The sequence below is a fragment of the Pseudoalteromonas sp. SG45-3 genome (assembly GCF_014164075.1).
Lineage (GTDB): Bacteria > Pseudomonadota > Gammaproteobacteria > Enterobacterales > Alteromonadaceae > Pseudoalteromonas > Pseudoalteromonas distincta.
Genome location: NZ_JACJEN010000007.1, coordinates 46582 through 67156, shown reverse-complemented (window position 1 = coordinate 67156; position 20575 = coordinate 46582). Strand labels below are relative to the sequence as shown.

18 protein-coding genes are annotated in these 20575 nt (G+C 39.6%); 13 read left to right on the top strand and 5 right to left on the bottom strand.

The genetic code is table 11. From position 1 onward, the window contains the following. Positions 1-52 precede the first annotated feature (52 nt). From H5126_RS10285 to gorA, 3 genes are all read right to left on the bottom strand, one after another. A complete protein-coding gene (locus H5126_RS10285; RefSeq protein ID WP_024597410.1) occupies positions 53-889 on the bottom strand; it encodes a mechanosensitive ion channel family protein in 837 nt (278 codons plus the stop codon). A 107-nt stretch (positions 890-996) separates the two neighbouring features. Next, positions 997-1629 carry a hypothetical protein gene (locus H5126_RS10280; RefSeq protein WP_182720204.1) on the bottom strand — a complete coding sequence of 211 codons (633 nt, stop codon included), beginning with the start codon at positions 1627-1629 and terminating at the stop codon, positions 997-999. Positions 1630-1894: 265 nt separating this feature from the next. Further along, positions 1895-3256, bottom strand: coding sequence for a glutathione-disulfide reductase (gene gorA, locus H5126_RS10275; protein ID WP_039485720.1), 1362 nt, complete (start codon positions 3254-3256; stop codon positions 1895-1897). 78 nt (positions 3257-3334) lie between these two features. Here gorA and H5126_RS10270 point away from each other — a divergent pair, with 78 nt between their 5' ends. From H5126_RS10270 to H5126_RS10210, 13 genes are all read left to right on the top strand, one after another. Next, complete coding sequence (locus tag H5126_RS10270; protein WP_138488457.1) at positions 3335-4009, top strand: DUF2461 domain-containing protein; 675 nt, start codon at positions 3335-3337, stop codon at positions 4007-4009. 86 nt (positions 4010-4095) lie between these two features. Beyond that, positions 4096-6135 carry an oligopeptidase A gene (gene prlC / locus H5126_RS10265; RefSeq protein ID WP_182720203.1) on the top strand — a complete coding sequence of 680 codons (2040 nt, stop codon included), beginning with the start codon at positions 4096-4098 and terminating at the stop codon, positions 6133-6135. 139 nt (positions 6136-6274) lie between these two features. Next, entirely contained in the window at positions 6275-7453 is a 1179-nt protein-coding gene (locus H5126_RS10260) for a response regulator transcription factor (protein ID WP_182720557.1), read from the top strand. A gap of 57 nt (positions 7454-7510) precedes the next feature. Beyond that, a complete protein-coding gene (locus H5126_RS10255; protein WP_010554084.1) occupies positions 7511-8266 on the top strand; it encodes a class I SAM-dependent methyltransferase in 756 nt (251 codons plus the stop codon). A gap of 157 nt (positions 8267-8423) precedes the next feature. Then, positions 8424-9149: a tRNA (cytosine(32)/uridine(32)-2'-O)-methyltransferase TrmJ gene (gene trmJ / locus H5126_RS10250; protein ID WP_002958423.1), complete on the top strand. Its 726-nt coding sequence runs from the start codon at positions 8424-8426 to the stop codon at positions 9147-9149. 237 nt (positions 9150-9386) lie between these two features. After that, on the top strand, positions 9387-9878 hold the full coding sequence (gene iscR / locus H5126_RS10245; RefSeq protein ID WP_007586371.1) for a Fe-S cluster assembly transcriptional regulator IscR: 492 nt from the start codon (positions 9387-9389) through the stop codon (positions 9876-9878). A gap of 24 nt (positions 9879-9902) precedes the next feature. Continuing rightward, positions 9903-11120: an IscS subfamily cysteine desulfurase gene (locus H5126_RS10240; RefSeq protein ID WP_182720558.1), complete on the top strand. Its 1218-nt coding sequence runs from the start codon at positions 9903-9905 to the stop codon at positions 11118-11120. A 41-nt stretch (positions 11121-11161) separates the two neighbouring features. Next, positions 11162-11545, top strand: a complete 384-nt coding sequence (gene iscU, locus H5126_RS10235) for a Fe-S cluster assembly scaffold IscU (RefSeq protein ID WP_002958426.1) — start codon at positions 11162-11164, stop codon at positions 11543-11545. A gap of 12 nt (positions 11546-11557) precedes the next feature. Next, complete coding sequence (gene iscA, locus H5126_RS10230; protein WP_002958427.1) at positions 11558-11881, top strand: iron-sulfur cluster assembly protein IscA; 324 nt, start codon at positions 11558-11560, stop codon at positions 11879-11881. An 82-nt stretch (positions 11882-11963) separates the two neighbouring features. Further along, a complete protein-coding gene (gene hscB / locus H5126_RS10225) occupies positions 11964-12491 on the top strand; it encodes a co-chaperone HscB (RefSeq protein WP_002958428.1) in 528 nt (175 codons plus the stop codon). Between the two features lie 41 nt (positions 12492-12532). After that, positions 12533-14395 (top strand): Fe-S protein assembly chaperone HscA, encoded by a 1863-nt coding sequence (gene hscA / locus H5126_RS10220; protein ID WP_002958429.1) that lies wholly within the window; start codon positions 12533-12535, stop codon positions 14393-14395. An 11-nt stretch (positions 14396-14406) separates the two neighbouring features. Beyond that, positions 14407-14745 carry an ISC system 2Fe-2S type ferredoxin gene (gene fdx, locus H5126_RS10215; protein WP_002958430.1) on the top strand — a complete coding sequence of 113 codons (339 nt, stop codon included), beginning with the start codon at positions 14407-14409 and terminating at the stop codon, positions 14743-14745. Between the two features lie 252 nt (positions 14746-14997). Next, positions 14998-16425 (top strand): NAD-dependent succinate-semialdehyde dehydrogenase, encoded by a 1428-nt coding sequence (locus H5126_RS10210; protein ID WP_182720559.1) that lies wholly within the window; start codon positions 14998-15000, stop codon positions 16423-16425. A gap of 288 nt (positions 16426-16713) precedes the next feature. Here the strand turns inward: H5126_RS10210 and H5126_RS10205 are convergent, their stop codons facing one another. Together H5126_RS10205 and H5126_RS21640 are read right to left on the bottom strand one after the other, a co-directional pair. Further along, positions 16714-18375, bottom strand: a complete 1662-nt coding sequence (locus H5126_RS10205; protein WP_182720560.1) for an HD domain-containing phosphohydrolase — start codon at positions 18373-18375, stop codon at positions 16714-16716. Further along, positions 18347-20566 carry an adenylate/guanylate cyclase domain-containing protein gene (locus H5126_RS21640; RefSeq protein ID WP_310736033.1) on the bottom strand — a complete coding sequence of 740 codons (2220 nt, stop codon included), beginning with the start codon at positions 20564-20566 and terminating at the stop codon, positions 18347-18349. Before H5126_RS21640 ends, H5126_RS10205 begins: the two co-directional genes overlap by 29 nt. Positions 20567-20575: the final 9 nt, after the last annotated feature.

Genomic DNA, 20575 nt, shown 5'->3' with positions numbered 1-20575 from the left:
GCGAAATAAATTCGCACCTACGATTTGTATTTTTACTTTGTGTAGGCGAGGTTTATGCCTCTCCTTCACCTTCTTTATTTTTTTCAGCCTCTTTGTACCATAACGCAAAAAAGCACTCTGTTAATTTGTGCTCTATCTCAAGCGCTTTTTCTGTCGGGCAAAACAAGGTAAAGCTTGCTTTAAATTCACCTAAATCGGTTGTACCAAAGTGAATTACCGGCTCTGGGCCAGATATTTTTGCATCAAGTTTACGCTCAATCATCGAATTATAACGGCTTGCTACTTCTTGAAACTCTTCGCAGTACAGTTTAGCTTGCTCAGTGAGTGTGTCGTGAATAGGGTACGGGTTAAAGCTCTCTCTTCGGACAATAATAAAATGATGTGTAACAAAGCGTTTTACAAAGTTTAAGTTTTTAATAGAGCTGGTGATCAGCTTATTATTAGGTATGTATATGGTTTTTCTAGAAAATTGATAAGTATGTATATCAATTTCATGCATGGTTGTTTTTATCCAATCCGTTTCAGCTACTTCACCAAAGTAATCACCTACTTGTATCCAGTCACCCACTCTAAACGGGCGAGTTGTTACGAGATAAAAAAAGCCTATTACACACTGAATAAACTCACGCGTTGCAAGTACAATCGCCACGGCAAAAGCAGCAATAGAAAGTGCAAAGTTTTGAATTTCAGTAGACCACACAAATAGCAGCGATATCATCATTACAAAATTAATAAAGTGCTTAATATTGTGTGCGATGTAACGGATGTCTTTTTCTTTTTTTTCTGCGCGACTTTTAGCAAGCTTATCAACAAGCACTTTTAGTACAAATGCAATTGTGATCATTACAATTGAAAGAAGAAACGGATGCAGCAATATATCTTTAGTCATGGTATCCAATTAAACGTGAGTTGATAAAAACAGGCTCAGTATATTGATTTATTAAACCAATTAGCAAATTTAGTGTAAAAAAGTAACCAATAAAAAATGTAGCTACGTTATTGAGTTACTTGATCAGTGCAATGCTTGTGATTTTTAGCCATTCTTTTTCGGCATATGATTACAAGCTCAATGGCTGAAATAAAAATCAAAGTATAGCCAAGCGTTTCTATACCTTCTTCAACAATGTTTTTTACCGCACGTACATAGTCATCACCCATTACTGAATGCCAAAATGCGCCTTTGCCCATCATTCGCGAAAATGCGAGTAAAGTAACCATGCCTGATAAGCAAATTCCATAACTAGGAGTGAGGCTATAGGCTTTTAAAGCGTTAAATATACTTCCTCTGTTTGTTATTAAATAAACAAACACGCCAGCTAAAATTGAATAGACGATACTTTGCCAAGCGCCATCAAAAAAGTATAAGTCGAGGTAGGTATCAAACTCTCTCACAAACATCATTGCCGATAACGCAGCTAGTAATACAGCCGGTATTTTGAGTTGAAAGTTAATTCGCGAAGAGTAAAAAAATAAAATACAGCTTAAAAAAGTTAAAATATCTTGCATATGTTCGGTAAGAGTTTCTTCACTGTAAAGTGCATCCTGTTTTAATTCAAACCCTTCAAGTTGAATTAAATGAGCAACACCCGCTAGGCATAATAAATAAATAAAAGATCGCAGTAAAAACATAAATAACCAAGAGAAACTATAAATGCGCGGGATTCTAATCGTTAAAATGCTTTAAAGCCAAAACAAAATTTAAACTTTTAACCTTTTTATTGGTCTAAAATTTTTTCTGTTAAAATAATGGCTTAGATGTTTTTTTAATGTTGAATGGATGTTTTTAATGTGACGTTTTAAGTGGTTTGTTGTGCAAAATATAACAAGCATTAAAAAAGCCCTTACTAATTACTTAACAAGGGCTTTTTATAATTGAGCGCTTAGAGTTTAGCGTCTAGCGCATCGTTACAAACTCTTCAGAACCTGTTGGGTGAATCGCAACAACGGCATCAAAGTCAGCTTTAGTAGCGCCCATTTTCATGGCAACTGCAAAACCTTGAATCATTTCATCAACCGCAAAACCAATACCATGTAGGCCAACTACTTTTTCGTCTGGGCCGGCACATACAAGCTTCATTTTACAAGGTTGGCGATGTTTAGTTACCGCTGTGTACATAGCTGTAAAACCAGATTGGTAAATTTTAACGTTTTCTTCGCCATACTGAGAAATAGCTTCTTGTTCAGTAAGGCCAATAGTACCAATTGGTGGGTGACTAAATACAACAGTAGGAACTAGGCTGTAATCCATTTTTAAATCATCAGGTAGTTCTTTATTAAATAAGCGTTCTGATAAAGTACGCCCTGCTTTAACTGCTACAGGCGTAAGTTCAATACCGTTTTCGATAATATCACCAACAGCATAAACGTTTTTAGCTGTGGTATTTTGAAACTCATCAACTTTAACAAAACCATCGCTGTTAACTTCTACGCCGGCAGCAGCTACATTAATTGCATCTGTTGTTGGCTGGCGGCCAATGGCCCAAATTACTTGGTCAACGTTATGAGTTTTGCCATTATCTAAATGTAGCGTTACAGAGCCATCATCTTCTTTAACTAATTTATGAGGTACAGATTCTGTATGAAGAGTAGGGCCTTCAGCAGCCATAACATCAACAAGTGTTTCAACTATGTATGGGTCAAAGTTACGAAGTGGAGAATGCTTACGAACAAATAAATGTGTTTCAGTACCTAAACCATGTAATACACCAGCAAGCTCGACGGCTATGTAGCCTGCGCCAATAACTGCAACGCGCTTAGGTTGCTCTTTTAGCTCAAAAAAACCATTTGAATCGATACCGTGTTCAGCACCTTCAATATGCGGAATGCTTGGGCGGCCGCCTACTGCAATTAATATATGGTCGGCTGTGTAGTGCTCGCCGTTTACTTCAACTGTTTTATTATCTACAAATTTAGCAAAACCTTTAATTACAGTAACGCCATTGCTAGCAAGACCACTGTCGTAACCTTTATGAATTCGGCCTATGTAGGCTTCACGGCTTTCTACTAACTTGCTCCAATCAAAGCCTTTAACTTCAACATTAAAGCCGTAATCTGGGGCATATAAATTAATTGCTTCAGCAACCTGAGCACCGTGCCACATTACTTTTTTAGGTACACAGCCCACGTTTACACACGTGCCGCCCATGTGTTTTGCTTCTATAAGTGCTACTTTAGCGCCACGCATTGCCGCTCTATTTGCAGAGGCAATACCACCACTGCCACCACCGATTGCAATATAATCAAAGTGTTGTGTCATTTTATGTCCTTAGGCGTTGAGTTTTATGCGCATTAGCATAACATTAAGTTTTAAAAATAAAGAGTGTTTAGGTGACCTATGTTTAGTAAAAAAACATTCGAATTTCTTGCTCAGCTTGATCAAAACAATAATAGAGACTGGTTTAACGACCATAAATCACAGTATGAGGAATACGTAAGAGAGCCCGCTTTAGATTTCATTAGGCAAATGCAAGCACCACTTGCTGAGGTTTCTAGCCATTTTGTCGCATCAGATAAAAAAGTCGGCGGTAGTTTAATGAGAATCCATAAAGACGCGCGTTTTAGTAAAGATAAAACCCCATATAAAATTAATGTAGGGATTCAATTTCGCCATTTTATGGGAAAAGACGTACACGCCCCTGGTTTTTATTTTCACTTAGCAAATGACGAATGTTTTGTAGGTGCTGGTATTTGGCGACCAGAATCAAAGGCGCTTAATGCAATTAGAACCTGCATAGATGAAAACCCAAATAGCTATAAAAAAGCAATTTATGATGAGCAATTTAAATCTATATTTGAAATGTCAGGAGAGTCGCTAAAACGCCCACCAAGGGGTTTTGAAAAAGATCATCCCTTAATAGATGAGCTCAAACGAAAAGACTTTATAGCCATTAGCCCACTTACTCAAAAGCAAATATGCAGTAATAACCTAGTTGATACGGTACTAGAACGTTATAAAGTGGCCGACTCATTAATGGGTTATTTGTGTTTTGCTTTAGAGCAACCCTATTAAAATTAAACAACTTAGAAGCGGCTGAGTTGTTTTTTTACTTTTAGACCCAATTTAAAACGTAATGCATTAACGCAAAGAGAGTATTTATGAGCAACCCACTAATTGGCCTTGAAGGCTTACCACCATTTTCAAAAATAAAGCCTGAGTACGTAGTACCAGCACTAAAAGACGGTATTGAGCTTTGTCGTAAAGCCATTGATGACGTGCTAGCGAAAGGCTCGTACACGTGGGATGACTTAGTATTACCCCTTGAAGAAGCGGACGATAAATTATCGCGCATGTTCTCCCCTGTATCGCATTTAAATTCAGTAATGAATAACGACGAATTACGTGAAGCTTACGAGCAGTGCTTACCGTTAATATCTGAATATTCAACATTTGTAGGTCAGCATCAAGGATTATACAACGCGCATAATACGCTTTATAACAGCGACGAATTTAAAACGCTGACTACAGCACAGCAAAAAACAATTACTAATGCGCTTCGTGACTTTAAATTATCGGGTATTGCATTAGCGCCAAAGCAGCAAAAACGCTACGGCGAAATTAGCGCGCGTTTATCAGAACTTGCCTCAAAATTTGGCAACAACGTAATGGATGCCACACTTGCTTGGCACAAACATATTACTGATGAAAGCGACTTAGCTGGCTTGCCAGAATCTGCTTTAGCGCTTGCAGCTGATACTGCAAAAAGTAAAGAGTTAGACGGTTGGGTATTTACCCTTGATTTCCCGTCGTATTTACCAATTATGACCTATGCAGATAACCGCGAACTTCGCAGAGAAACTTACACTGCGTTTTCAACGCGCGCATCAGATCAAGGCCCTAATGCCGGTGAGTTTGATAACTCAGATATTATGAGAGAGGAGCTTGCGCTTCGCCATGAACTTGCACAGTTACTAGGATTTAACAGCTACGCTGAAAAGTCACTGGCAACTAAAATGGCCGAAACACCGGCGCAAGTATTCTCGTTTTTAGAAGACCTTGCTGCTAAATCAAAACCACAAGCAGAACAAGAAGTGGCAGAGTTAAAAGCCTATGCTGAGCAAAAACATGGTATTTCTGAATTACAGGCATGGGATTTTGGTTACTACAGCGAAAAACTTAAGCAAGAAAAATACGCAATTTCAGATGAAGTACTGCGTCCTTACTTCCCAGCAAATAAAGTATTAAGTGGCTTATTCGAAACCGTTAACCGCTTATTTGGTATTAGCGTAAAAGAAGTTACTGACTTTGATACTTACCACAAAGATGTACGCTTTTTTGAAATTGTAGATAGCAGCAATACTCTACGCGGACGATTTTATCTCGATTTATATGCACGCGACCGTAAACGCGGTGGGGCGTGGATGGATGACTGTATGGGTCGTAAAGTACGTGCTAACGGCGAACTACAAACTCCAGTGGCTTATTTAGTGTGTAACTTTAATAAAGCGGTTGGCGATAAACCTGCATTGTTTACTCATGACGAAGTGACAACCTTATTCCACGAGTTTGGTCATGGTATTCACCACATGCTTACACAAGTTGATGCTGCCCCTGTTGCGGGTATTAATGGTGTGGCGTGGGATGCGGTAGAGCTTCCTAGTCAGTTTTTAGAAAACTGGTGTTATGAAGAAGAAGCACTGAGCTTTATTTCAGGTCATTATGAAACGGGTGAGGCGTTACCTAAAGAGCTACTTGATAAGCTACTAGCGGCTAAAAACTACAACTCAGGCATGCAGATGCTACGTCAAATTGAGTTCTCGTTATTCGACTTTAAAATCCATAATGATTATAAAGCAGGTGAAGAGTGTCAAATTCAAGCAGTACTTGATGACGTACGCAGCCGTACCTCGGTCGTTAAGCCTCCTGAGTTTAACCGTTTTCAACATGGCTTTAGCCACATTTTTGCAGGCGGTTACAGCGCTGGTTATTACTCGTATAAATGGGCTGAAGTACTCTCTGCTGACGCTTATTCTAAATTTGAAGAAGAAGGTATTTTTAACCCGCAAACCGGTCAAGCCTTCATGCAAAATATTTTAGAAAAAGGCGGCAGTGAAGAGCCAATGGAATTATTTAAAAAGTTCCGTGGTCGTGAGCCTAATGTTGACGCGTTACTACGCCACAGCGGTATTGCAGCTTAAAAACTAATATTTAGCACAAACCAAAATAAAGCGCCTAAATGGCGCTTTTTTATTATTTGTAAATTATTATCTAATAATTTTTAGTAATTTCATCCTGTCGTACTATGCTTTTAGCACACCTATTAAAATGGATTAAGGCATGGCAAAGTTGGTATTAGCAATTGATGACGACAAATATGTTCATCATATAATTGAAGAGTCTTTAGCAGGGTTTTGTAAAATAATTCATGCAAAAGATGGCGATGAAGGATTAAGGCTAACCAATAAATATAACCCTGATATTATTTTACTCGATATTGAAATGCCAGGTATGTCAGGCTATGACGTATGTAAAACGATAAAGCAAAGTGAAAGCACTCAAGATATTCCCGTTATGTTTCTCTCATCTAAAATAGAGTTAAGCGATCGGGTAAAAGGTTATAGTGTTGGCGCATCTGATTACATTACTAAACCCTTTAACGCAGAAGAGTTAATAGCGCGTATAAAAGTGCTTTACGAATATCGACAGCAATGTGCAAAGCTAAAACTGGATATAGCAAAAGCGAATAAAACAGCGGAAATAGCGATGACAGAGTCGGGCGATATGGGCCGTATAATGCGCTACGTTGGACAAAGCTATCACGCTAATAACTTTCAATCGTTGAGTGAACACTTTTTTGCTTTTTTTGCTCCTTTAAATTTAGATGTTGTGGTTGTGTTTTGGTATCAAGGAACAGGTGTTTTTTATAGCCAGCAAAGCGGTGTTTGCCCGTTAGAGCAAGAGCTGTTGGAGCAACACAGACAAGCTCAACGATTTGTTGATATTGGTAGTAGTACTATAATTAATTACCCCAAAGTATCCCTTTTAATAAAAAATATGCCAGTTGATAACGATGCTTTGTACGGGCGCTATAAAGATCTGTTCCCGCATATATTAGAAGTAACTAACGAGAAGGTTATTACCATGGAAAGAAGTGAAAGCAGTTATGAGCAGGCAGCTCAAATAAGTACAGCCCTTCAAGATATTGTTAAGCAGTTAACTACACAAAATATAGAGCAAAACAAAAGTACTAAAGTGTTTATAGAGCAGCTACATGAGCTTGACTGCGCCATTAAGCTACAACAAACACAAGCAAATCCTGCCGATCTCACTTTATATATATCTCAATTAGATCAAACAATGCAGTTATTTGTATCGGCTAATAGCGATTTAGCCTTTATCAAATATCAGCTTAAACAAGTTGTCGAAAGCCGCAATGAACTTATATCTAATTTACGTACTAAAGCGGAAGCAGTAAAGGTTAATACTAATCATCATAGTGATATAGAGCTATTTTAGTGCTTTAAAGTAAAGCGGTTGATATACTACAGGCGTATTTTATCGTCGGAGTTTATTGTGGTTATTCAGTGTGCTTTTAAAGAGTTACGTCCTTATTTAAATGAATTAGAAACACGCTTTGGTTTAGCCCAATGGGCGCAAAATTGCAGTGGCTTTAGCTTACATTACGATGATAAAGGGTTAAGCCTATTTAAAACCGACGAGCCTAAACTAGGTGCAATTAATGTTGATTTTGTAACCGGTGCTGCTGCCCATAGGCGCAAGTTTGGCGGTGGTAAAGGGCAAGCTATTGCTAAAGCGGTTGGTTTAAATAAAGGTGCAACGCCTGTTGTACTTGATGCTACCGCAGGCCTTGGGCGAGACGGCTTTGTACTTGCCTCGCTAGGGTGCAAAGTCATATTACATGAACGTCATCCGGTTGTTGCAGCCCTTTTATACGATGGGTTAAAGCGAGCCTATAGCGATATTGAAATTGGTTTGTGGATGAAAGAAAACATGAGCCTAATATTTGGCTCAAGCCATACCCTACTATCGCAATGTGAAAGCATGCCCGATGTTGTTTATTTAGATCCCATGTTTCCGCATCGCGAAAAATCAGCATTAGTTAAAAAAGAAATGCGCGTATTTCAAGAGCTAGTTGGTGCAGACAACGACGCAGACGACCTACTTGATTTTGCCTATCCACTTGCCAGTAAGCGTGTCGTTGTAAAACGCCCCGATTACGCGCCATTCTTAAACGAAAAAACCCCAAGTATGCAGATCAAAACCAAAAAGAACCGTTTTGATGTTTATGTAAAGGCGGCAATGGTTTAAACATCAAAACAAATTGGTGGTATATCCCTAGAATTTACCCATGTAAGAATCGTTATATTGGCTTGGATCTTAGGATCTAGCCTTTTGAATCTAGGATCTTATTACATTTTCATGTTAGAATTTGCGCAATTTTTTGGCATAGCAAAGTAGCACAGTAATGATCTTAGATGATATTCGCATTGTTTTAGTTAACACGTCACATTCGGGCAATATTGGTTCGGCGGCTCGCGCCATGAAAACCATGGGTTTATCAAAGCTTTATTTAGTTGATCCTGCTTGTGAAATAGACAGCCAAGCAAGTGCTTTAGCTGCAGGCGCAACTGATGTTTTAGGCAATGCAGTTATTGTAGGTACTGTTGAAGAAGCTATCGCTGACTGTACATTAACAATTGGAACAAGTGCGCGTTCTCGTACGCTTTCGTGGCCAATGGTTGAACCACGTGAATGTGGTGAAAAACTCGTTGCTGAAGCTGTAAATGGTCCTGTAGCGCTAGTATTTGGTCGTGAAAACAGCGGCTTAACTAATGAAGAATTACAGCTTTGTAATTACCACGTATGTATTCCTGCTAATCCAGAGTACAGCTCGCTTAATTTAGCTATGGCCGTACAAACACTTAGTTACGAAACACGTATGGCGTTTTTAAATCAACAACCTAAAAAGGTTGAAGAAGACGATGCAGTTTACCCAAGCTCAAAACAAACAGAACTGTTTTATGAGCACCTTGAAGAGACGCTTTTCAAAACCGGTTTTATTATCAAACAGCACCCTGGGTTAGTTATGACTAAATTACGTCGTTTATTTAACCGAGCTCACCCTGAAGATGCCGAAATGAATATTTTACGCGGTATTCTCACTTCAATTAATAAGTCTATCCCTAAGTAACTTAGGTATAGCTATTAGTTATAAAAACCAATGGGTAAATAACTAGCTAATACTTGACTAAAATACTCAGGTAATTACAATGGCTGTAATACTTGACCAAAGAGGTCAAGTATTGAAAGTTTGTTAACTCTACAATTTAAAAAGTAAGAGTTTATAAATCAAATTTTTATCAAGTGATAATACTTGACTAATTTACTCTGGTAATTAAAATTTGCACTCTTTTGTGCAGGGGGCGTTATGAAGTTAACATCAAAAGGCAGATATGCCGTTACAGCTATGCTGGATGTTGCACTACACACAGGTGTAGGTCCTGTAGCCCTTGCTGATATTTCACAAAGACAAGAAATTTCTTTGTCTTACCTTGAACAATTATTTGCTCGTTTACGTAAAAATGGCCTAGTAAGTTCTGTTCGTGGACCTGGTGGTGGTTATTTACTAGGGCGTGAAGCGAGCGTTATCTCTGTTGGCGATATTATTAGCGCCGTAGACGAATCGGTCGATGCAACACGTTGCCAAGGTGCCGATACCGGCTGTCAGAGTGGTATGCGTTGCTTAACACATAATTTGTGGTCAGACTTAAGCGCACGCATAGAAGAATTTTTGAATAATATTACCCTTGCTGAATTGGTGGAAAAATCAGATGTGAAAGAAATAGCATCGCGCCAAGATAACAGTATCAATAATGCAATTAAGCAGTTGGAAAACATTCAAGTAAGCTGTCAACTTTAAGGTTGACCTGCAGCGGAGAGAGAAATGAAGTTACCGATTTATTTAGATTACGCAGCGACCACGCCTGTTGATGAACGTGTTGCTAAAGAAATGATGCAGTGCCTGACAATGGACGGTAAGTTTGGTAATCCTGCGTCACGCTCACACCGTTTTGGTTGGCAAGCAGAAGAAGCTGTTGACCAAGCGCGTACAGATATTGCTGATTTAATTAATGCAGACCCACGTGAAATTGTTTTCACATCGGGTGCAACAGAATCAAATAACCTTGCTATTAAAGGTGCAGCACAGTTTTACAAGAAAAAAGGTAAGCACGTTATTACCGCTAAAACTGAGCATAAAGCTGTAATCGACACATGTCGTGAGCTTGAGCGCCAAGGTTTTGAAGTAACTTACATGGACGTTGAAGAAAACGGCCTACTTGATTTACAAAAACTTGCCGACACAATGCGTGACGACACAGTACTTGTAAGCATCATGCACGTTAATAACGAGCTAGGTGTGATTCAAGATATCGCGACTATTGGCGAAATGTGTCGCGAACGTAAAATTATGTTCCACGTAGATGCAGCGCAAAGCGCGGGCAAAGTATTAATCGACGTGCAACAGCTTAAAGTTGATTTTATGTCGTTCTCTGCACATAAAGTGTATGGCCCTAAAGGTATTGGTGCACTTTACGTTCGTCGTAAACCACGTGCTCGCCTCGAAGCGCAAATGCACGGTGGCGGACATGAACGCGGTATGCGCTCTGGTACACTAGCAACTCACCAATTAGTGGGTATGGGTACTGCGTTTAAAATTGCTAAGCAAGATTTCGAAAAAGATCACGCACACATCAGCGCCTTACGTAATCGTTTAATCGACGGCATTATGGCTGATATGGACGAAGTATACTTTAACGGCACACAAGACCAATCAGTACCGGGTATTGTAAACATCAGCTTTAACTTTGTTGAAGGTGAGTCGTTACTTATGGCAGTAAAAGACATTGCAGTATCGTCAGGTTCAGCCTGTACATCTGCAAGCTTAGAGCCTTCTTATGTATTACGTGCACTTGGCCGTAACGACGAATTAGCACATAGCTCAATTCGTTTTAGTATTGGTCGCTTTACTACCGAAGAAGAGATTGATTACACCGTCGAATTAATGAAAAACTCTATCGGTCGCCTACGTGAGATGTCTCCACTTTGGGAGATGCATCAAGAAGGTATTGATTTAGATTCAGTTGAATGGGCTCACCACTAATAGTGTGAGCACATACCCTAGCAGGTAATGAGGATAGAATAATGGCTTATAGTGATAAAGTAATCGACCACGTAGAAAACCCACGTAACGTAGGTACTCTAGATAAGAACGATCCGTCAGTGGCAACGGGTATGGTAGGCGCACCAGCATGTGGTGACGTAATGAAACTGCAAATTAAAGTATCTGCCACTGGCGTTATTGAAGATGCAAAATTCAAAACCTACGGTTGTGGTAGCGCAATTGCTTCATCTTCACTTGTAACAGAGTGGGTTAAAGGCAAAACGCTAGACGAAGCAGCGACAATTAAAAACACTGATATCAGTGCAGAGCTTGAGTTGCCACCAGTGAAAATTCACTGTTCAATTTTAGCCGAAGACGCAATTCAAGCAGCAATTGCAGACTACAAAAGCAAACAAGCGAAGTAAGAAGAGAAACTCATGGCAGTGACATTGACAGATGCGGCAGCAAACCGCGTACAATCATTTTTAGCAAACCGCGGTAAAGGTTTAGGCCTGCGCGTTGGCATTAAAACGACGGGCTGTTCAGGTCTTGCTTATGTACTTGAGTTTGTTGACGATTTAAACGAAGACGATGAAACTTTTGCGGCTAAAGGTGTTACATTAATTGTTGACGCTAAAAGCTTAGTTTACATTGACGGCACAGAGCTCGACTACACTAAAGAAGGCTTAAATGAAGGGTTTAAATTTAATAACCCGAATCAAGCAGATGAGTGTGGTTGTGGCGAAAGCTTTACCGTTTAAGCTTTAAATATCTTTGTAGTATAAATAAGCCCTGCCAGTTAATGTAGGGCTTTGTTATTTCTGAATATTATTGGTTGAAGTTATGCGTTACTTTGAATTATTTGCAGTCCCCGTTGATTACAATATTGATTTAGCAACGGTTAACAAGCACTACTTGGAATTACAGCGTACTGTACATCCCGATCGCCACGCGAATGCGAGCAGCCGCGATAAGTTAATGGCTGTGCAAAGCACTGCCGAAATTAACGATGCGCTACAAACGTTAAAGCACCCAGTAAAACGTGCCGAATATATGTTGAGCGAGCTAGGCGTTGATATTCGTGCAGAGCAGCAAACCTTGCAAGATCCAATGTTTTTAATGCAGCAAATGGAACTTCGCGAAGAACTTGAAGAGCTAACATCAGCTAGCGATCCTGATACCGCCATTGCAAATTTTGAAAAACAAATTAAGCAATTAAACGCGCAATACAGTGCACAACTTGCTGAGCAATTAGCAAGTAACGATGAGCAGCAATATCAACTTGCCGCAGATAATATTCGTAAACTGAAGTTTGTTTATAAGTTACGTGAAGAACTAGAGCGTATCGAAGACAGTTTATTTGACGATTAATTACTTGCTGCAAAGCGAGCAACACGAGTTTAAAGAGCATTATGGCATTATTGCAAATTGCTGAGCCGGGGCAAAGCGCGGCACCACACGAACATAAACTAGCAATTGGTATTGACCTTGGTACAACTAATTCATTAGTTGCAACAGTGCAAAGCGGCGAAGCCCGCACGTTAACTGATGATCTTGGCGCGGCTATGTTACCGTCGGTTGTTCGTTATCAAGCAGGCGGTATTACTGTTGGCGCAGAAGCTGCACAAGCAGCAACGCAAGACCCTGCTAACACACTTATTTCGGTTAAGCGTTTTTTAGGTAAAACTCAGGCTGAAATAGAGCAAAGTTATGGGCAACTACCGTATGAATTTTGTGAGCACAATGGTGCGCTAGCAATAGAAACTGCGGCAGGTAAAATTAGTCCAATTAAAGCATCAAGCCATATTTTAGCTGCATTAAAAGCACGAGCTGAGCAAAGTTTTGGCAACCAAGAAATTTTAGGGGCTGTAATCACAGTACCAGCGTACTTTGATGACGCACAGCGCCAAAGTACTAAAGATGCCGCAGAGCTTGCTGGTATTAACGTACTACGTTTATTAAATGAACCAACAGCAGCAGCAGTCGCTTATGGTTTAGACTCTGGCCAAGAAGGTATTATTGCTGTTTATGATTTAGGCGGTGGTACGTTCGATATATCAGTACTTAGATTACACCAAGGTGTGTTTGAAGTAATGGCAACCGGTGGCGACTCTAGCCTCGGCGGCGATGACTTTGATTCGCTCCTTGTTGATTACTTTAAGCAGCAAACAGGTGTGTCAGCATTATCACCTTCAGTTTTACGTTTATTTATCAATAAAGCAAAAGCGTGTAAAGAAGCATTAAGCCAATACGCTAAAGTAAACGTGGGCCTTGAGTTTGACGATCAAAAATACACCGTTGAAGTAACGCGCGAAACGTTTGATGAAATGGCTATGCCACTAATTAAAAAAACGCTGCGCTCGTGTCGTCGTGCTGTAAAAGATGCTGGCATTGAAAATGAAGAAGTGCTGCAAGTTATTATGGTAGGCGGTTCAACCCGTATGCCATTGGTACGTAGCCAAGTACAAAGCTTTTTTGATAAAGAGCCGCTAACTTCAATCGATCCTGATCGTGTTGTAGCCTTAGGTGCCGCGCTTCAAGCCGACGTGTTAATTGGCAATAAGCCCGATTCTGACATGTTATTGCTTGATGTATTACCGTTATCGCTAGGCCTTGAAACGATGGGTGGTTTGGTTGAAAAAATCATTCCGCGTAATACAACGATTCCGGTAGCACGCGCACAAGAATTTACAACGTTTAAAGACGGTCAAACAGCCATGTCATTACATGTGCTGCAAGGTGAGCGTGAGCTTGTTGATGATTGTCGATCGCTTGCTAAGTTTAGCTTAAAAGGTATTCCACCAATGGCGGCAGGCGCTGCGCATATTCGTGTAACCTTTAAAGTTGATGCTGATGGCCTATTAAGTGTTTCAGCTATGGAAAAATCAACAGGTGTACAAGCTGAGATTCAAGTTAAGCCTTCGTTTGGTTTATCTGATGACCAAGTAGCTAACATGCTAAAAGAATCAATGAGCAACGCTAAAGGCGACATGCAAGCGCGTATGCTTAAAGAGCAACAAGTAGAAGCGTTGCGTGTTATAGAAGCGCTTAACGCATCACTTGAAGCCGATGGTGCATTACTTGACGATATGCAACTAGCTAACTTACGCGCTGAAATTGCAGAACTGGTAAAAGTGCGCGAAAATGCACAAGAGCCTGGCGAAATTAAAGCAGCTATCGAAAAAGTCGATAATGCGAGTAGCGACTTTGCATCGCGTAGAATGGATGCATCAATTAAAAAGGCCCTTACAGGGCAGTCAGTAGACAACATTTAAGAGAGATTAGAATGCCACAAATTGTTTTTCTTCCACATCCTGAATTATGTCCTGACGGCGCTGCAATTGAAGCTCCTACAGGTCAAACGGTACTCGACGCTGCGCTTAAAAATGGTATTAGCATTGCGCATGCTTGTGAAAAGTCTTGTGCATGTACTACGTGTCACTTAGTGATTCGTGAAGGATTTGACTCACTTGAAGAAAGTGATGAGCTAGAAGACGACATGCTAGATAAAGCATGGGGCTTAGAGCCTGAGTCACGCCTTGGTTGCCAAGCAATTATAAGAGATGAAGACCTAGTGGTTGAAATACCTAAGTACAATCTCAATATCGTTAATGAAGAGCACTAGTTTTTAACGATGTATATATTAAAAGCCGCTGTTTGATACAGCGGCTTTTTTGTTTGTGAATTGTAGGCGTGACAAGCAAAGCTCGTATGTTATTTTGTAGACGCAAAGCTTGCTGGCGTTATGTGTTTTAACTCTAGGTTATAAATATAGAAGCTGCGCTTCTCACGTGAGCAAAGATCCTAAAATGTTAGCCTTGGCTCTATGCTACGCATTAAAAGCTAACACCTTAAAACGTAATTTTGGAGGTTTATTTTGAGTAATCTTATTTTTTCTGACTCATTTATTAACGGCGAATTTTATAAAACTGATACGCGCTTTAGCGTTAACGATCCCGCTACCGAAAAAAGTATTGTTGAAGTAAGCGATATTGACGAGCAGGGTGTAAATAGCGCAATAACCGCAGCTCAAGGGGCTTTTGTTAAGTTAAAAACGACGAATGCCACTGAGCGAAGCGAAACCTTGATGCGCTGGTATGAGCTAGTAATAAAACACAAGCAAACACTTGCAGAGCTAATGACCAAAGAGCAAGGCAAGCCACTCAAAGAATCTCTTGGTGAGATTGATTACGGTGCAGGTTTTATCAAATGGTTTGCAGAAGAAGCCAAACGTAGTTACGGAGATGTAATTCCGCCAACAGATGACTCGCATCGTTTAACTAGCTTTAAGCAGCCTGTCGGTGTTGTAGCTGGTATAACGCCGTGGAACTTTCCTATTGCTATGGTTACTCGTAAAGTAGCGCCAGCTTACGCTGCGGGCTGCAGCTTTATACTTAAACCTTCTGAACACACGCCACTTTGTGCTATTGCGCTTGCTCATCTAGCCGATCAAGCTGGTTTTGTTAAAGGTGCATTTAATGTACTGGTTTCTCGAGATGCCAAAACAGTAGGTAAAATGCTGACTGACTCAGAAGTCGTGCGTAAGTTTACATTTACCGGTTCTACCGGTGTTGGTAAGCAGTTGCTATCGCAATGTGCAGACACAATTAAACGCACCTCGATGGAGCTTGGCGGTAATGCGCCTTTTATTATTTTTGATAATGCCGACTTAGATGAAGCTATTGAAGGGCTAATGGCGGCTAAATTTAGAAATAGTGGGCAGGCATGTGTTGCTGCAAACCGTATTTTTATACAACGTAATATTCTCGACAAAGTACTGTCAAAAATCACGCCTAAGGTTGCAGCGTTAAAAGTGGCAAATGGTTTTGAAGACGGGGTTGATATTGGTCCGCTTATTTACCCTAAAGCCAAAGAGAAAGTACAGCAGTTAGTACAAGACGCACTCGATAAAGGCGCGACGCTGATTGGCGATAATAGTGACTTAGGTGGCAGCTTTCAAAATCCATTAATAGTAAACAATGTCACCACAGAAATGGATATTTATCACGAAGAGGTATTTGGTCCGGTATTAACGGTTATTCCTTTTGATGAAGAAAGTGAAGTGCTTGCACTTGCTAACGATGTACCATTTGGTCTAGCAGCCTATTTTTACAGCCAAAATATTAAGCAAATTTACCGAGTTAGTGAAGGGCTTGAATTTGGTATGGTCGGCGTTAATGAAGGTGTTATATCAAACCCAGTAGCGCCATTTGGTGGTGTTAAGCAATCTGGTTTAGGCCGAGAAGGCGGTCATCAAGGGCTTGATGAGTACTTAGAAGAAAAGTACGTGTGTATTAAAATATAACGCCCGTTAAGTTTATGAGCGCGAATTTACTTCGCGCTTTTTTATGACGTTAATATGGCAGATATATGAACTTTATCTTTTACTGTTGCTACACAGAGCACTAAATGCTACCTTTGGAGCCATATTTTTTGTTAATAAAACAACATAAAAAAACAAATAAAAAGTAAAAGGATTTCTATAAGTAGAAATAACCCCGTGTGTAAATGCCACCGTATGGTGGCATTTTTTTGTTTGAATAGTTATAGACTGTAATAAGCGCATTTTGAATAAAGGCATGGCTTATAGGTGCTAACTTATAGGTGTGTAACCGGGTAAATTATCAAAATCTATCTCATCTAACTGCTCTGGATCTGCATACTCGTTGATATAATTTTTATAAACCTCTGACTCAATAAAAATAGCAAAAATATCACCATCAAGATGGTTTTTAGCAACCATTGACCCTAAAATAAATAAACACTCACTGACCGGTTTTGCTTTTTTGTAGGGTCTGTCTACTGCAGATAGCGCTTCAAAAATATCCGTAATAGCCATTAACCTTGCAGGCACCGACATTTGCTCTTTGGTTAAACCTCTAGGGTAACCAGTACCATCAAGTTTTTCATGATGACCTAAAGCATATTCAGTAACATTGCTTAAGTGTTTAGGAAACGGCAGGGCATCTAAAATATTTTTAGTTACATCCATATGACGCTTCATTACTTCACGTTCGGCTTCGGTTAGCGTGCCTCTTCGTATTGTTAAGTTTTCAACTTCATCAGCTGAGAGCAATGGTGTATTAATATCATTAATAACGAGTTGGTATTTGTTTGCAATGCGTTCAATGTGCTCAAGTTCTGCATCACCTAAAAACTCGCCCCCTACATTCACACGCTGTAATAATGCACGGTCTAATGCCAACTGTTTAAGCTCGGTATCAAGTAGGCGTTCAAATTGTTGAACTTCGATAGGTTTTTGCAGCTTCATCGAACAGATGATCTTTTGCTGATACGCTATTTTTAAATCTCGGCTAATTATTTCAAATTTAGCATCTACATATTTTATTCGATCAAAAATAGTTTCTAGTTTTGTCGACTTTTCCATGATGTGATCTGGGGTCGCTATTTTCCCACAGTCATGTAACCAGCCAGCTATATCAAGCTCATGTCGGTCAGCTTCAGTCATCGAAAATGAAGCCAAAGGACCTTTATTTATATCATTAACGGCATCAGCTAGCATTAACGTGAGTGCTGGCACTCGTTTACAATGGCCACCGGTATGAGGAGACTTTTCATCTATTGCCATCGCAATTGTTTCAGCAAAGGTCGAAAAGAGATCTTCCATTCCCTTAATTAGTGTTGAGTTAGTTAGCGAAATAGCGCCTAAAGAGGCAAAAGATCGAATTAGAGTGACGAGCTCTTCACTAAAAGGAATGTTTTTATTTTGCGCATCTTTTACATTTATAAGCTGGATTACGCCAATAATGTCATCTCCATGATCTTTTAAAGGAATTGTTAGCATGGACTCAGAACGATAACCCGTGCGTGCATCCATTTTGCGTGCAGCGCTCATATCAAAAGGCAAGGCATCATACACGTCAGGAATGTTAATCACTTCCCCTGTATTAACAGAATGCGCAACAATAGCAGTGTCATTTGGTTTGCCATCAATAAAAAGATCTATATTAGGAAAATCAACAGGACCACCTAACGTGCCACCTAAATAAAGATTTAATGACTTGTTTATTACCGTTTCAAACTTGAGTTGTTTGTTTGGGGTAATAGAGTAAATGCTGCCAGCATCAGAATGTGCTATCGACATTACAACTTGCAGTATTTCATCAAGTAACTTAGACGAGTTTTTTTCGGTTGTTAGTCTAATGCTAATATCGATAAAGTGCTGAAGATTTGTTTTGTCTTTAATGTGCTGTCGCATATGTTTACTACTTTTGAGTATGTTTGAAGGCACCATTCCAATCCTTAGCTAGTGTTTGCAAATCAGTGCCCTTAATACGTTCAATAAAAATGGCATAAATGTTGGGGCTAAATACGGTTGTACTGCGTAGTTCTTTAAATAAGCTAAGTGCTTGTGGCCAGTTTTTATTATAAAAAAGCGTCATGGCCTGCTGCGACTTTTTAACTTCATTTAACTGCTCTTCATCGAGCTTATCTGTAAAGTTTATAGGTTCAAACAACTGTACAGCGGCTGTTTTACCAACAACTTGCACTTTATCTATTAAACGAAATGAAATATGAGGGCATTTTTTCATCGTCTCTTCTGTAACAAGAATAGCTACGCCATAAAATTTGGTCAAGCTTTCTACTCTAGCACCTAAATTAACAGTATCACCAAGAACTGTATAGGCTTTACGATAAACCGAACCCATATCACCTACATTCATGTCGCCAGTACTTAAACCGATACCTATTTTTATTGCAGGCTGGTTGTTTTCTGCAAATAACTGATTTATTTTCGTTAACCCGTTGATCATAGACATTGCGGCTTCAACACCATGGCGAGCGTGGTTTTCATCTTTCAGTGGGGCATTCCAAAATGCCATCACCATATCGCCTACGTACTTATCAATAGTTCCGTGATGATCAAATATGATTTTGGTAATAGCTGTAAGATATTCGTTTAAATATTCACTTAACTGATGAGGCGACATACTTTCTGATAGTGAAGTGAAACTACGAATGTCGGCAAACAACACCGTCATATTTTTTCGCTCACTTTTTTGAGATAAACTTTTACCTTGAAGTATCATTTGGTTTATTCGCTCAGGAGGAACATATTGGTCAAACATAGATTTTATTTTTCGGCTGTGTTTCATTTCAGCGATAGAGCCTACAATGATGTAATAACCGGCTAATATAATGATAAGTAAAAGAGGCATTAATAAAGGTAAACTAATTTTTTGTACTGACCATAAATAAACGTTTAAAAATATAACGACACTTGTGACTGTAAGAGACAAAACAATAATAAAACGTGCGCTCTTAGCGTGGCTAAAAAACGACAGTACGCAACCCGTCAATGCAATGATGAGTAAGCTTGCTCCCTGTGACCAATTAGGTTTAGATGGCAGTAGCTCTGGGTGCATTAACCCTTCAAATATATTGGCATGAACCTCCACACCCGGGTATTGCAAACCAACAGGTGTTGATCTTAAATCAGCAAGCCCTACGGCGGAAGTACCAATAAAGGCTACTGTGCCTTCTAATTCATCTAAACCAATTTTTTTGGTCAAAATATCGGTAGCCGAATAATAGGGGAAGCTATGCGCACGCCCTTTGTAAGGAATTAATATTTGCCCATACTCATCAGTTTGAATCCACTTATCTTGAAACTTTATACCTTCGAATAAGGTTATACCATCTAACCTATTGGAACGGGTTTCTATGTTTTCAGCAAGGGTATAAAGTCGAGCAACTTCAAGTGCTAAAGAAGGATAAAGCTTATCGCCAACTCGATTTATAAGAGCTGCTTTACGTATAAAGCCATCTTCGTCAATATGTGCATTAATAAAGCCGGTGCCCGTTGCAGCATTTTGTAACTGTGGAATATTTACAATAGCACCAGGAAACTGGTTTATTTGTGAATTAGTGTGCTCTTCGCTTGCCCATACAACACTGTTTTTAGCTGGCAAGTTTTGATTAGTCAGTTGTTCATCAATTAGTAAAAAACCAAGAACAGTATCATTTTTAGATAATGCGCTTGCTAGTTTTGTGTCTGCATCGACTTGTTTAGTAATTTCAGCAAAGGGGATGGTGTACTTTTTTGATAAATCAGGAATTTCAGACATAATTTTTGTAACAGGGTTTTCTTCCTGTTCAGAAAAAAATATATCGAATGCAATAACAATAACACCTGCATCACTAAGCTTTGTAACAAGGTCTGCTAATTTTGAGCGACTCCAAGGAAAGCGTCCTTGTTCTTGCATGCTCTTTTCATCGATATCAATTATTACAACGGTTTCATCTATGCGCCTAGGCGTCTCTGAAAGCGTCAGTAATAATCGAGAGTCGTATATTATACCTTCTACACGGTTAACTAACTTTGCAAGCGACCCAGTTGAAAATAACTCTATTGATGCAATTATTAACGTAATAACAGCGCCAATAAGAAAGTGCTTTGAGGTAATGGGTTTTAAGAAGCTAATGAGTAACGC